A 14,375-nucleotide genomic window follows, 5' to 3' on the forward strand; every position below is an offset into this window, starting at 1 on the left:
GCGCCCTTGACTCGATCACCGATTGTCATGAGCCTGGCATCTGATTCGCCGCCGTGGCGAACCATCGCTAGGGGGATCCATGAGACACAGAGCGAGATCGATCCTCGCTGTCGGCACACTCCTGCTCGGTGGAGCGGGCCTCGCACCCATCGCCCAGGCACAGAGCGGGACGTCCTCCCTGCCCGACCCGGAGGAGGTCGGGGTCTTCCGCGCCGAGGTGACCCAGAAGCAGATACCCCTGCTGCTCGAGGCAGGTCAGGACGGTCATGAACTCGGCGAGCAGGCCACCGGCAGCGGCAGGAGCGCCGTCGAGGTCTACCTCACCGACCGGCAGGCCGGAAAGCTCAGGAAGCAGGGCGTCCACCTCACCGAACACGCGCTGTCGGCGAAGGCGGAAACGCGCGTCGAGAAGGCGGCCCAGGGCGTGTTCCGCCCGTACAGCGGAAGCGGCGGTCTGAAGGAGGAGATCGTCAGAACGGGCCAGGCCCACCCCGGTCTCACGAAGGTCGTCTCCCTCGGCAGGACGATCAACGGCCAGGACATCCTCGCGCTCAAACTGACCAGGAACGCCAGGAAGTCCAGGGACGGCTCCAAGCCCTCCGTGCTGTACATGTCCAACCAGCACGCACGCGAGTGGATCACTCCGGAGATGACGCGCCGGCTGATGCACTACTACCTGGACCACTACGCCACGGACAAGCGCATCAAGAAGATCGTCGACTCCACCGAACTGTGGTTCGTCCTGTCGGCCAACCCGGACGGCTACGACTACACGTTCAAGGACCCGGACACCCGTCTGTGGCGCAAGAACCTGCGGGACGTCAACGGCGACGGCGTGATCGGAGTCGGCGACGGAGTCGACCTCAACCGCAACTTCGCCTACAAGTGGGGTTACGACGACGAGGGTTCGTCCCCCCTGCCCACCAGCGAGACCTACCGCGGCGCGAGCCCCCAGTCCGAGCCCGAGACCCGGGCACTCGACAGCTTCGAGAAGCGCATCGGATTCAGGTACGGCATCAACTACCACTCCGCCGCCGAACTGCTTCTCTACGGCGTCGGCTGGCAGGTGGCGACCCCGACCCCCGACGACGTCCTCTACAAGGCGCTCGCCGGCACCCCGGACAAGCCCGCGATCCCCGGCTACCGCTCGCAGGTGTCCTCGGAGCTGTACACCACCAACGGCGAGGCGGACGGCCACGCGTCGAACGTCAACGGCATGGCGATGTTCACCCCCGAGATGTCGACCTGCCAGACCGCGTCGAACCTCGACCCGAACGACGCCTGGAACGCGTCCGACTGCCAGTCGGTCTTCAACTTCCCCGACGACGAGAAACTGATCCAGCAGGAGTTCCGGAAGAACATCCCGTTCGCGCTCTCCGTCGCAGAGACCGCCTCCCACCCGGACCGGCCGTCCTCCTCGGTCGGCATCGACGCACCCGACTTCACCCCGGCGGCGTTCTCCACCTCCTACGCACGCGGCGCCGACCAGCAAGTCTCCGTCGTCGTACGCAAGTCCGTACGTGACAAGGAGCTGAAGTACCGCGTCAACGGCGGCCGCGTCCAGAGCCGGGCGCTCAGGCCGTGGAAGGGCGGGGAGACCTACGGCGGCGACGACAACCTCTACTTCGACGAGTACCGGGCCGAGGTCCGAGGCGGCGACCCGGGTGACAAGGTCGAGGTCTGGTTCACCGGCGAGACCCGCGGCGGGCGGAAGACGGCCGGCAAGCACTTCACCTACACCGTGGCCGAGCGGCCCCAAGCGGACGTCCTCGTCGTCGCCGAGGAGGGCGCCAAGGCCGCCCAGGCCCAGACCTACGTCGACGCCCTGAAGGCAGCGGGCCGCAAGGCGATCGTCTGGGACGTCGCCACCCAGGGCGTGCCCGACGCGCTCGGGGTGCTCGACCGCTTCAAGGCGGTCGTCCACTACACGGGCGCGAGTGTTCCGGGCAACGCCACCCAGCTCCAGCTGCGCGCCTACCTCAACGAGGGCGGCAAGCTGATCGAGGCGGGGGAGCAGGCAGGCGGCGCCGTCGACCTCGGCGACGGCAGCCTCTCGGACGACTTCAGCCAGTACTACCTCGGCGCCTACTCCCGCACGCCGGCCCCGGGGGTCACCGGATTCGCCGGCTCCGGCAAGCTCGGCGGCATCACCGCAGGCCTCGGCGACGCCCCCGGCAACCCGCTGGACAAGGCGGGGGCGTACGGCGTCACCTCCGAGGAACTGCCCGCGGACAAGTACCCCCAGTTCGCCGGCGCGGGTGCGGGCCTGTTCACAGGGGCGGCCAACCCGTACCAGCCCTACGCGGGCTCGTACATGGCCGCGGCCGCCCACACCGACAACGCCTACAAGCGGCTCACCCGCACCGTCGACCTCACCAAGGTGAGCGCGGCCGACACACCCGCCCTGCGCACCCGCCTGCTGTGGGACACCGAACGGGGCTACGACCACGCGGTGGTCGAGGTCCACACCGTCGGGGCCGACGACTGGACCACGCTGCCGGAGGCCGGCGGCGCCACGAGCGACGCCGTGCCGGCGGACTGCGACGCCGGGTTCCTGGTGGGCGAGCACCCCTGGCTCAAGCACTATCTGACCGTGGCGTCGGGCGGCTGCGGAGCGAAGGGCACCACCGGCACGTGGCACAGCCTGACCGGCGCCTCCAACGGCTGGCAACAGGTGAACTTCGACCTGAGCGCGTACGCGGGGAAGACGGTCGAGGTCTCGCTGAGCTACATCACCGACCCGGGCACCGGCGGCCACGGCGTCCTCGCCGACGAGTCCTCGCTCGTCGTCGGCGGCACCGCGGTCGAGACCGAGGGCTTCGAGACGTCCCTCGGAGCCTGGCACGTGGCGGGACCGCCCGCCGGCAGCCCGGCCGTCCTCAAGGACTGGGCGCGCACCGGAACCCTGTTCAGCACCTACGGAGCGGTCACCACGGACCGCACGGTGCTGCTCGGCTTCGGCCTGGAGCACCTGACCTCCGCGACCGGCCGGACGGCCCTGATCGGCAAGGCACTCAACGCGCTCGGCCTCTGACGGCCGGTAGTCAACGGCAGTTGGTCCCATGTCGCCGGAACGAGTGGCGGGGCCTTCGTGCCCGGGCGGTCCGTACCCCTACTGGCGGGTACGGACCGCCCTGCCGTGTATGAGGCATCTCGATGTCACCACGGCTGCCTCAGGGAGGTAGGGTCGTAGGCGGTCGGGGACATCCCATACAGCTCGCCGGCGTCGAACCCGGCGTACCAACGAGGAGATCGGTTCGTGACGATCCGCGTAGGCATCAACGGCTTTGGCCGCATCGGTCGTAACTACTTCCGCGCGCTGCTGGAGCAGGGTGCAGACATCGAGATCGTGGCTGTCAACGACCTGGGTGACACCGCGACCACCGCTCACCTGCTGAAGTACGACACCATCCTCGGCCGCCTCAAGGAGGAGGTGTCCCACACCGAGGACACCATCACCGTCGGCGGCAAGACCATCAAGGTCCTGTCCGAGCGCAACCCCGCCGACATCCCGTGGGGTGAGCTGGGCGTCGACATCGTCATCGAGTCGACCGGCATCTTCACCAAGAAGGAAGACGCCGAGAAGCACATCGCCGGTGGCGCCAAGAAGGTCATCATCTCGGCTCCGGCCAAGAACGAGGACGTCACCATCGTGATGGGCGTCAACCAGGACGTCTACGACCCGGCGAACCACCACGTCATCTCCAACGCCTCCTGCACCACCAACTGTGTGGCGCCGATGGCGAAGGTCCTCGACGAGAACTTCGGCATCGTCAAGGGTCTGATGACCACGGTGCACGCGTACACGAACGACCAGCGCATCCTGGACTTCCCGCACAAGGACCTGCGCCGCGCCCGTGCCGCCGCCGAGAACATCATCCCGACCACCACCGGTGCGGCCAAGGCCACCGCCCTGGTCCTGCCGCAGCTCAAGGGCAAGCTGGACGGCATCGCCATGCGCGTCCCGGTCCCGACCGGCTCGGTCACCGACCTGGTCGTCGAGCTCTCCCGCGAGGTCACCAAGGAAGAGGTCAACGCCGCCTTCCAGAAGGCCGCCGAGGGCGAGCTCAAGGGCCTCCTCGAGTACACCGAGGACCCGATCGTCTCCTCCGACATCGTCAACGCCCCGGCGTCCTGCACCTTCGACTCCTCCCTGACCATGGTCCAGGAGGGCAAGAACGTGAAGGTCATCGGTTGGTACGACAACGAGTGGGGCTACTCCAACCGCCTCGTCGACCTCACGGTCTTCGTCGGCAACCAGCTCTGATCGCTCCAAGCAGGCATCCCATGCGGTAGCAGGGCTCGGGCAGCACACGGTCGCGCTGCCCGAGCCCTGACGCACGTGCGGCGGGCCCCGGCGCGCCCACGGACCGATCGGCCCGGACCGGCCGTCCGGATCGATCAGCCCTCGTACGATCAAGAGCTTTCCCCAGGAGTCCGACCCATGAAGACGATCGACGAACTTCTCTCCGAAGGCGTGGACAACAAGCGGGTCTTCGTCCGCGCCGACCTCAACGTGCCGCTCGCCGACGGCCTCATCACCGACGACGGCCGCATCCGTGCCGTCCTGCCCACCGTCAAGGCCCTCGCCGAGGCGGGTGCCAAGGTGGTCGTCGCCTCCCACCTGGGCCGCCCCAAGGGCGCCCCGGACCCGGCCTTCTCGCTGCTGCCCGCCGCCGAGCGCCTCGGTGAACTCCTCGGCGCCCCCGTGGCGTTCGCCCAGGACACCGTCGGCCCCGCCGCCCACGACGCGGTCGACGGCCTGCAGCCGGGTCAGGTCGCGGTCATCGAGAACCTGCGCTTCAACCCCGGCGAGACGTCCAAGGACGACACCGAGCGCGGCGAGTTCGCGGACCGGCTCGCCGCCCTCGCCGATGTGTACGTGAGTGACGGCTTCGGTGCGGTCCACCGCAAGCACGCCTCCGTCTACGACCTCCCGGCCCGGCTGCCGCACTACGCCGGCTACCTCATCGCCACCGAGGTCGGCGTACTGAAGAAGCTCACCGAGGACGTCCAGCGGCCCTATGTCGTCGCTCTCGGCGGCGCCAAGGTCTCCGACAAGCTGGCCGTCATCGACCAGCTGCTCGGCAAGGCCGACCGTCTTCTCGTCGGCGGCGGCATGGCCTACACCTTCCTCAAGGCCAAGGGCTACGAGGTCGGGAAGTCGCTGTTGCAGGAGGACCAGGTCCCGGCCGTCCAGGAATACATCGAGCGTGCCGAGAAGACCGGCGTCGAGCTGGTCCTGCCCGTCGACGCCCTCGTCTCGCCCGACTTCCCGGACCTGAAGACCAAGGCCCCGGCCAACCCCACCGCCGTCGCCGCGGACGCGATCCCGGCCGACCAGGAGGGCCTGGACATCGGTCCGGAGACCCGCAAGCTGTACGCCTCGAAGCTCGCCGACGCGGCCACCGTCTTCTGGAACGGCCCGATGGGTGTCTTCGAGCACCCCGACTTCGCCGAGGGCACCAAGGCGGTCGCCCAGGCCCTCGTCGACTCCCAGGGCTTCACCGTGGTCGGCGGCGGCGACTCCGCCGCGGCCGTCCGCATCCTGGGATTCGACGAATCGGCATTCGGTCACATCTCGACCGGCGGCGGCGCCTCCCTCGAGTACCTCGAGGGCAAGACGCTCCCCGGCCTCGCCGCACTGGAGGACTGAACCTTGGCAGCATCGATTTCTTCTGGGCGCACGCCGCTGATGGCGGGCAACTGGAAGATGAACCTCAACCACCTCGAGGCCATCGCCCACGTCCAGAAGCTCGCCTTCGCCCTCGCGGACAAGGACTACGAGGCCGTCGAGGTCGCCGTCCTGCCGCCCTTCACCGACCTGCGCTCCGTGCAGACCCTGGTCGACGGGGACAAGCTCAAGATCAAGTACGGCGCCCAGGACCTCTCGGCGCACGACTCCGGTGCCTACACCGGCGAGATCTCGGGCTCGATGCTGGCCAAGCTGAAGTGCACCTATGTGGTGATCGGGCACTCCGAGCGCCGCCAGTACCACAACGAGACCGACGAGCTCGTGAACGCCAAGGTCAAGGCCGCCTACAAGCACGGCCTGACCCCGATCCTGTGCGTCGGTGAGGAGCTGGAGGTCCGCGAGGCGGGTGAGCACGTCACCCACACGCTGGCCCAGGTCGAGGGCGGTCTGAAGGACCTCCCGGCGGAGCAGGCCGAGACCATCGTGATCGCCTACGAGCCCGTCTGGGCCATCGGGACCGGCAAGGTCTGCGGCTCCGACGACGCCCAGGAGGTCTGTGCGGCGATCCGTGGCAAGATCGCCGAGCTGTACTCCCAGGAGGTGGCCGACCAGGTGCGCATCCAGTACGGCGGCTCGGTGAAGTCCGGCAACGTCGCCGAGATCATGGCGAAGCCGGACATCGACGGCGCGCTGGTCGGTGGCGCCTCCCTCGACGCCGACGAGTTCGTCAAGATCGTCCGCTTCCGCGACCAGTAAGTGCTTCCCGGGGGCGATCCGTCGTACTCTTGCGGGGGCAAGGTGGTCCACCACCCTGCCCCCGTCGTCCATCCGAATCCGAGGAAGTTGGTCCAGCCGTGGTTTTGGGGTTCTCGATCGCCCTGATCGTCTTCAGCCTGCTGCTGATGCTGCTGGTGCTGATGCACAAGGGGAAGGGCGGCGGCCTCTCCGACATGTTCGGTGGCGGCATGCAGTCCTCCGTCGGCGGCTCGTCGGTCGCCGAGCGCAACCTCGACCGGATCACTGTCGTGATCGGTCTGCTCTGGCTCGCCTGCATCGTGGTGCTCGGCATCCTGATGAAGACCAACCACTAGCGGCGGTCGGCATCGGCAGGTCGGACAAAACGCATATAAAGCACGTAACGCCCCATGTTCGGTACGGGTCTTCGGACGCGGCCTATCATGGGGCTTGCGTCTGGGGGCGGGGGTAACTCCCATCACTGGACGCGCGTTGGGCCTTACGTAGACTGAGGCGCTCGCAGCGAAGCGAAACGCCGACTCGCTTCGCGGCACCATCACGCAGGGAGTTACGACCGTGGCAAGTGGCAACGCGATCCGAGGAAGCCGGGTCGGGGCGGGGCCGATGGGCGAGGCCGAGCGCGGCGAGTCCGCTCCGCGTCTGCGCGTCTCCTTCTGGTGCTCCAACGGGCACGAGACACAGCCCAGCTTCGCCAGCGACGCGCAGGTTCCCGACACCTGGGACTGCCCCCGCTGCGGCTTTCCGGCCGGACAGGACCGGGACAATCCGCCGGACCCGCCGCGCACCGAGCCGTACAAGACGCACCTCGCGTACGTACGGGAGCGGCGCAGCGACGCGGACGGCGAGGCGATCCTCGCCGAGGCGCTCGCCAAACTGCGGGGCGAGATCTAGGAGTTGAACCGGCCGGGTGTCTGCGGGCACCCGGTCGGTGCGCGTTCGGTACCGCGGTTGCGCGTGCCGTCGGAGCGGCCCCTCACGGGCCGTGGCCGGCGCCTCGTACGGCCGGGGCAGCCCCGCAGCGGGGTGCGCTCCTCAGCCTCCCGAGCGGCCTGTTTCCGCAGCTCAGCCCGATTGTCAGTGGTGCCCTCTACGGTTTGTCCATCGGCGAATCGTGAGGGGGGACGATGGCGACGGTCGAGGTGGCGGGCACCCTACGGCGGCCCGCGTGGCGTGGAGGGTTCGGGCGGCTGTGGACCGCTGCCGTGGTCTCCCGGTTCGGGGACGCGCTGCGGACGGCCACGCTGCCCCTGCTCGCCGTGCGGCTCACGGACGAGCCGCTCGTCGTCGCCTCGGTCACGGCCTGCGGCTATGTCCCGTGGCTGCTGTTCGGGCTGCTCGGCGGGGCTGTGGCCGACCGGGTGGACCAGCGGCGGGCGATGTGGGCCGTCGACACCGTGCGCGGACTGCTCGTCGCGGCCTTCGCGCTCACGGTGGGGCTCGGGCACGCCTCGATCCCGCTGCTGCTGCTCCTCGCCTTCACGCTCACCACCCTCCAGACCCTCTTCGACAATGCCTCCACGGCCCTGCTGCCCTCCCTGGTCGACCGTGAGGCCCTGGGCAGCGCCAACGCCCGGCTGATGACCGGACAGCAGCTCGCGGGCGGTCTGCTGGCGGGGCCGTTCGTGCCGCTGCTCCTGGCGGCCGGAGCGTTCATGCCCTTCACGGCCGACGCGGGCACCTTCCTGCTGGCCGCCGCCCTCGTCGCCTCCCTGCGGACGGAGTCGGCCGATCGGGAGCCGCGCCCGTCCGGCAGCACCCTGCGTGCCGAGATCGGCGAAGGGCTGCGCGCCCTGTGGCAGGACCGGGTTCTGCGCGCGGCCTGCCTGGCCACGCTGCTGTGCAACATCGGCATGGGCGCCCTGATCGCCACCCTGGTGCTGCACGTGACGCGCTGGCTGGACGCGGGCGACGCCGGATACGCGGCCGCGATGACGGCGTACTCGGCCGGCAGCCTCATCGGCGGATTCACCGCCCAGCGGGTCGCGCGCCGCACGGGACGCCTGCGCGCCCTGCTCGTCGCGGGCGGCGTCCAGACGGCGTGCCTGCTGCTCATCGGGACCGTCCGCCACACAGGAGCGCTGCTCGCGGGCATGCTGCTGTTCGGCGCCATGGGCATGGTGTGGAACGTCAACCAGGTCACCCTGATGCAGCACCGCAGCCCCGAGACCATGGTGGGCCGTATAGCCGCCGCCTTCCGCACCGCCTCCACGTCGGGTGCACCGCTCGGCGCCCTGCTCGGCGGAGCCGTGGCACGGGTATACGGGCTGAACGGGCCCGCGCTGCTCGCCGCTGCGCTCTTCGCGCTGGCCGTCACCTCATTGACACACGCGCGCAAGGCGGACGTACCTGTTGTTGCCCCGGACGACGGCGTGACAAGAGGTCAGGCCGCATCGGCATCAATTAGGTTGGGACCGGCAGCGGGGCGAGCTACGCAGCAGCACAGGCAAGGAAGAAGGCTGAACTCTCAGATGAACGCAGACAGCCGTACCAGGCTCAACCAGACGCCCGAGTGGACCGCTCTGGCCAAGCACCGCGAGGAGCTCGGCGAGGTGCGGCTGCGCGAGCTGTTCGCGGCGGACCCGGGCCGCGGCAGCGGGTACGCCCTCCAGGTCGGCGATCTGCACGTCGACTACTCCAAGCACCTGGTCACCGAGGAGACGCTGCGGCTGCTGCGCGAGCTGGCCGCCGCGCGGGACGTCTTCGGCCTCAGGGACGCCATGTTCCGCGGCGAGAAGATCAACACCACCGAGAACCGCGCGGTCCTGCACACCGCACTGCGCGCGCCCCGGGACGCGGTGATCGAGGTCGACGGCGAGAACGTGGTGCCCAAGGTGCACGCGGTACTCGACAGGATGACCGATTTCGCGAACCGGGTCCGGTCGGGCGAGTGGACCGGCCACACCGGCAAGCGCATCAAGAACGTCGTCAACATCGGCATCGGCGGCTCGGACCTGGGCCCCGCGATGGCGTACGAGGCGCTGCGCGCCTACACCGACCGCGACCTGACGGTCCGCTTCGTGTCCAACGTGGACGGCGCCGACCTGCACGAGGCGACCCGCGACCTGGACGCGGCGGAGACGCTGTTCATCATCGCCTCCAAGACGTTCACCACGATCGAGACGATCACCAACGCGATCTCGGCCCGCAAGTGGCTGCTCGGCGAGCTGAAGGCCGGCCAGGAGGCGGTCGCGAAGCACTTCGTGGCGCTGTCGACGAATGCCGGGAAGGTCGAGGAGTTCGGCATCGACACGGCCAACATGTTCGAGTTCTGGGACTGGGTCGGCGGCCGGTACTCCTACGACTCGGCGATCGGCCTGTCCCTGATGATCGCCATCGGTCCGGACCGCTTCCGGGAGATGCTCGACGGCTTCCGCACCGTCGACGAGCACTTCAGGACCGCGCCGGCCGAGTCCAACGTGCCGCTGCTGCTCGGCCTGCTGGGCATCTGGTACGGCAACTTCCACGACGCCCAGTCGCACGCCGTGCTGCCCTACTCGCACTACCTGTCCAAGTTCACCGCGTACCTCCAGCAGCTGGACATGGAGTCCAACGGCAAGTACGTCGGCCGGGACGGGCGCGAGGTCGAATGGCAGACCGGTCCCATCGTCTGGGGCACCCCGGGCACCAACGGGCAGCACGCCTACTACCAGCTCATTCACCAGGGCACCAAGCTGATCCCGGCCGACTTCATCGGCTTCGCCGAGCCGGTCGCCGAGCTCGCCGACGAGCTGAAGGCCCAGCACGACCTGCTGATGGCGAACTTCTTCGCCCAGACCCAGGCGCTGGCCTTCGGCAAGACCCCGGACGAGGTGCGCTCGGAGGGAGTGCCGGAGGAGCTGGTGCCCCACAAGACGTTCAAGGGCAACCACCCGACCACCACCATCCTCGCCAAGGAGCTGACCCCGTCGGTCCTCGGCCAGCTCATCGCCCTCTACGAGCACAAGGTGTTCGTCCAGGGCGCGATCTGGAACATCGACTCCTTCGACCAGTGGGGTGTGGAGCTGGGCAAGGTCCTCGCCAAGCGTGTCGAGCCCGCGCTGACCGAGGGCGCCGAAGTACCGGGCCTGGACGAGTCCAGCAAGGCCCTGGTCGCCAAGTACCGGGAGTGGCGCGGTCGTTAGAGCCACGGCCGGGAGGCGGGCGGCACGACCGTCCGCCCCCGGCTCCCCGCTCAGGCCATCATGCTCAGGCCACCGCGCTCAACGTGTCCGCGAGCCGGCGGCGGGCCGCGCGGGCCGCGGGCAGGGCGGCGAGCGCGGCGGCTCCCGCCACGGCCGCGGCACCGAACAGCAGCAGGAGGACGGGGGAGGGCCCCCGGGCCAGCCCGGCGCCGATACCGCTGGAGCGGCCCTGGGCGTCGATCAGCCAGTGGGCGAGGGGCAGTCCCAGCGCCGTACCGACGACCACCGCTGCCAGGGCCGTGCAGGCGGTGGCCGTGACCGTGATCGCGGTGATCTGCCGTGGGGACAGGCCGATCGCCTTGAGAGCCAGGAGGTCCCGTTCGCCCTCGCGGACGGTGCCGCCGATCGCGGTCAGCAGTTCGACGATCCCGATGAGCGCGAGCACGGCGATCAGTCCGGCGACGACTCCACGCAGCGGTGACAGACCGTCCGCCGGGTTCGCCACGGGGTGCACGTCCAGGTGTCCGTGGGCTGCCCTGGCCAGGTCGCCGGCGACCTGGTGCGGATCGGCGCCCGGGCGCAGCCGGAGCTCGTAGAGGGTGGGACGCAGGCCCGGGTCGTTCTCGCGGAGGGTGTCGAGCGAGGTGGAGATGACCCGGCCGGCGTTCTCCGGTTCGATGCTGCGGCCCACGATGTGCAGGATCTGTGGCTGGTCGCCCACCGTCATCCGGACCCAGTCGCCGACCCGCACATCCAGCAGGTCCAGCAGCCCCTGCCCGGCCACGGCCTCGTCGGGGCCCCGCGCGGGACGGCCCTCGGCGAGAGCGTAGGGGTAGGGATTCCCGCGGGTGCCCAGGCCGCGCAGGGCGATGGTGGCCGTCTGGCCCGGCACCAGGGCGGCCACCTCGACGCCCGGGTAGGCGTCGGCGACCTGCCGGTCGCGTTCGAGCAGGGTGCGCGTGGCCGCCTCGCCGAGACCGCTGTCGGGGCGCACGGTGAGGCCGGCGGCGAGGCCGACCTCGTCGGGCCTCGAGTGGAAGCGGTCGATGGTGGTCCACGCGCTCATCGCCACCACGATCAGCAGCAGCGGCAGGGCGAGCCGGGCGACCGTGGCCAGCGACCGGGGGCGGCGTGCGAACGCCCGGTGCCAGCCCAGGACCAGCGCGGGCGGCAGCCGCAGACCGAGGGCGCCGCGTGCCAGGGCCGTCAGACGTCCACCGGCCGGGGCCGCGGGCCGTGGCACCGGCACCGGAGGCACCCGTCCCGCCCGCCAGGCCGCGAGCCCGGTGGTGGCGGCGATGAACAGCACCGCTGCGGCCGGGACCGCGAACAGCGCCACGGTGTGTCCCGGCAGCCCCTGCCACACGCCGACCGCGTCCCCGAAGCGCCCGGGGATCCGGCGGCCCAGCCCCTGGGTGAACGCGGCCGCGGCCACGGCGCCGAGCAGGGCGTAGGCCACGTGCTGGAGCAGGAAGACGCGGACGACCTGGCCGGGGGTGAAGCCGATCGCCTTCAGTACAGAGATGTCCCGCAGATGCCCCCGCACCCGGGTGCCGATCGCCCCGTGCACGGCGAACCCGGCGGCCACCAGCGCACCCAGACCGAACAGGCCGAGGACCTGCCCCAGCAGCCGGTTGTCGCCCTGCGCCTCGGCCCGCGCCTGCTGCCAGGTCGAGACCTCGGTGACCGCGCCGGCTCCCAGCACGGTGACGGCGCGCTGGACGGCGTAGTCCGTGTCGTCGGGGTTGGACAGGCGCAGCCCGGTCACCTCTCCGCCGGCATCGCGTACGGCGGACGGCAGGGCCCAGACGAGCCCGGGCTGTTCACCGGGGCGGTAGCGGGGTTCGGCGCTGTCCGCGATGCCGACCACGGTCAGCGTCCGGACCGTACCGGCCACCGTCAGCGTGTCCCCGGGCTCGGCCAGCAGCGCCCGGGCGAGCCGGCTCTCCAGCACCACGCCGCCCGGGTCAGCGGGATCCAGCCAGTGGCCCGAGGTGAGCAGCGGCCGGCCGACGGAGGGCTGCCCCGGGGTGGCACGCAGCTCGACGGAGGCGCGGGTGCCACGGGAGGCGAGGGTCGCGGACTCGGTCGCATAGGGCCCGGCGACGGATTCGACGCCGTCCAGGCGGGCGAGGACGGCCGCGTCGGCGGAACGGGCGGTGTGGATCCACACGTGCGCGCCGCGCGCCTGCGTGAAGATCCGCTGCCAGGGGTTGGTGGCGTATCCGAACAGGGCCGTGGCCAGCAGCAGGGAGGCGACGATGCCGGCGGTGGCGAGCACCATGAACAGTGCCTCGCCGCGGTGTGTGCGCAGATCGGAGTGCGCCCAGCGCAGGGTGGCTCGCACAGGCTTCAGCCCCTGGTCCCTGGGAGGGCACCCGAGCACGTCAGGTGGTCGTACACCGCACTCAGTCCTTCAACTCCAGCACGCCGGCCACACCGGATGTCCCGGCCCGGCGCGGCGGTGTGGCGTCCAGCTCCGCGTCGTCGACGATGCGCCCGTCGAAGAAGCTGATGACGCGGTCGGCGGCGCTCGCCAGCCGGGCGTCATGGGTGACCAGCAGGATGGTCTGGCCGCGCTGGTGGAAGCGGGACAGCAGTCGCATCACCTCGCGGGTGCCCTTGCTGTCGAGGCTGCCCGCGGGCTCGTCGGCGAGCAGCAGCGGCGGATGGTTGACCAGGGCGCGGGCGAGCGCGACCCGCTGCTGCTCGCCGCCGGACAGCTCGCCCGGCATGCTGCGCTCCTTGCCGGTCAGGCCCAGCTCGGCCAGCAGCGCCTCCCGCTCGGCCCGCGCCTGCTTCGGCGGCACACCTGCGAGCAGGGCGGGCAGCTCCACGTTGTCCGCGACCGACAGGTCGGAGACCAGGTTGAAGAACTGGAAGACGATCCCGATGCGCTTCCTGCGCTCCACGGCCCAGCGGGCCTCGCTGTAGGAGTCGGTGCGCTCGCCGTCCAGCCAGATGCTGCCGCCGTCGGGTCGCTGCAACCCGCCGAGCAGGTGCAGCAGCGTCGACTTCCCGGCGCCGGACGGGCCGGTGACCGCCACGAACTCACCGTGCGACAGGTTGAGATCGACCCCGCGTACGGCGTGTGCCGGGGCTCCCTCGCCGTAGTGGGTCTTGACCAGGCCCTCGGCGCGCAGCAGAGGAGTGGGGCGCTCGCTCATTCCAGCTCCTCCAGTTCCTCCTGGCACCGCTCCAGCCAGTCGAGGTCGGCCTGCAGATGCAGCATCGCGCCCTCGATCAGCAGATGGGCGATACGGTTGTCGCGGTCTTCGGCGGCTGCCAGTCTCGACAGGTCGCGCATGGTGTTGAGGTACTGGCGCCGCTGCTTGTTGATCAGGGCGATCTGGTCGGCGAGACCGGTCCGCGGAGCGAGCGCCAGCTTCATGAAGAACTCGTCCCGTACCCGCGGCTCGTCCTCGGTCTCCTCGAACCAGGCGTGCAGCGCCTCCCGCCCGGCGTCTGTGAGGTGGTAGACCTTTTTGTTGGGCCGGCTGGACTGCTCGACGTCCTCGCCCTCGATCAGTCCCGACTTCTCGAGGCGGCCGAGGGTGACGTAGATCTGGCCGACGTTCGGCTGAGGGTACGCGGAGCCCAGCAGTTGCTCAAGGTCCTGCTTGAGCTCATAGCCGTGGGCGGGGCCGCGCGCGAGGAGTGCCAGGAGGGGCAGGCGCACTCGTGCTGTCCTCCTGTCTGCTCACAATGTGCTCCAGGCCCTAGTATCGCCCATACCTAACAGGTATACATGGCCTCTGACTCCTGGGCGAAGGTGCCCGGAGCCATGTGCATGTGTACAGGGA

At 70.2% G+C, this 14,375-nt stretch carries 10 protein-coding genes and 1 pseudogene; 8 read left to right on the forward strand and 3 right to left on the reverse strand.

The features are described 5' to 3' along the window. Nucleotides 1-79: 79 nt before the first annotated feature. The 8 genes and pseudogenes from ACFYZE_RS33750 (at nt 80) to pgi (ending at nt 10,572) form a co-directional block, all read left to right on the forward strand. Nucleotides 80-3,034: a M14 family zinc carboxypeptidase gene (locus tag ACFYZE_RS33750; protein ID WP_389002751.1), complete on the forward strand. Its 2,955-nt coding sequence runs from the start codon at nt 80-82 to the stop codon at nt 3,032-3,034. Between the two features lie 225 nt (nt 3,035-3,259). Beyond that, a complete protein-coding gene (gene gap / locus ACFYZE_RS33755; RefSeq protein ID WP_389002754.1) occupies nt 3,260-4,267 on the forward strand; it encodes a type I glyceraldehyde-3-phosphate dehydrogenase in 1,008 nt (335 codons plus the stop codon). 177 nt (nt 4,268-4,444) lie between these two features. Next, nucleotides 4,445-5,656 (forward strand): phosphoglycerate kinase, encoded by a 1,212-nt coding sequence (locus ACFYZE_RS33760; RefSeq protein WP_389002757.1) that lies wholly within the window; start codon nt 4,445-4,447, stop codon nt 5,654-5,656. 39 nt (nt 5,657-5,695) lie between these two features. Then, nucleotides 5,696-6,451 carry a triose-phosphate isomerase gene (gene tpiA / locus ACFYZE_RS33765; RefSeq protein WP_389002817.1) on the forward strand — a complete coding sequence of 252 codons (756 nt, stop codon included), beginning with the start codon at nt 5,696-5,698 and terminating at the stop codon, nt 6,449-6,451. Between the two features lie 98 nt (nt 6,452-6,549). Beyond that, entirely contained in the window at nt 6,550-6,786 is a 237-nt protein-coding gene (secG, locus tag ACFYZE_RS33770) for a preprotein translocase subunit SecG (RefSeq protein WP_200423294.1), read from the forward strand. Between the two features lie 220 nt (nt 6,787-7,006). Beyond that, complete coding sequence (locus ACFYZE_RS33775) at nt 7,007-7,342, forward strand: RNA polymerase-binding protein RbpA (RefSeq protein ID WP_078066843.1); 336 nt, start codon at nt 7,007-7,009, stop codon at nt 7,340-7,342. A gap of 233 nt (nt 7,343-7,575) precedes the next feature. After that, nucleotides 7,576-8,766 (forward strand): annotated as a pseudogene (locus tag ACFYZE_RS33780) (MFS transporter); the annotation flags it as partial. A gap of 153 nt (nt 8,767-8,919) precedes the next feature. Continuing rightward, nucleotides 8,920-10,572: a glucose-6-phosphate isomerase gene (gene pgi, locus ACFYZE_RS33785; protein ID WP_389002820.1), complete on the forward strand. Its 1,653-nt coding sequence runs from the start codon at nt 8,920-8,922 to the stop codon at nt 10,570-10,572. Between the two features lie 64 nt (nt 10,573-10,636). Here the strand turns inward: pgi and ACFYZE_RS33790 are convergent, their stop codons facing one another. The 3 genes from ACFYZE_RS33790 to ACFYZE_RS33800 all read right to left on the reverse strand — a co-directional run bounded on the left by ACFYZE_RS33790 (nt 10,637) and on the right by ACFYZE_RS33800 (nt 14,251). After that, complete coding sequence (locus tag ACFYZE_RS33790; protein ID WP_389002760.1) at nt 10,637-12,919, reverse strand: FtsX-like permease family protein; 2,283 nt, start codon at nt 12,917-12,919, stop codon at nt 10,637-10,639. 61 nt (nt 12,920-12,980) lie between these two features. Continuing rightward, nucleotides 12,981-13,739 carry an ABC transporter ATP-binding protein gene (locus ACFYZE_RS33795; protein WP_389002763.1) on the reverse strand — a complete coding sequence of 253 codons (759 nt, stop codon included), beginning with the start codon at nt 13,737-13,739 and terminating at the stop codon, nt 12,981-12,983. Next, entirely contained in the window at nt 13,736-14,251 is a 516-nt protein-coding gene (locus tag ACFYZE_RS33800; RefSeq protein ID WP_389002766.1) for a PadR family transcriptional regulator, read from the reverse strand. The genes ACFYZE_RS33795 and ACFYZE_RS33800 overlap by 4 nt, the downstream gene beginning before the upstream one ends. Nucleotides 14,252-14,375: the final 124 nt, after the last annotated feature.

The sequence above is a fragment of the Streptomyces sp. NPDC001796 genome (genome assembly GCF_042892355.1).
GTDB lineage: Bacteria > Actinomycetota > Actinomycetes > Streptomycetales > Streptomycetaceae > Streptomyces.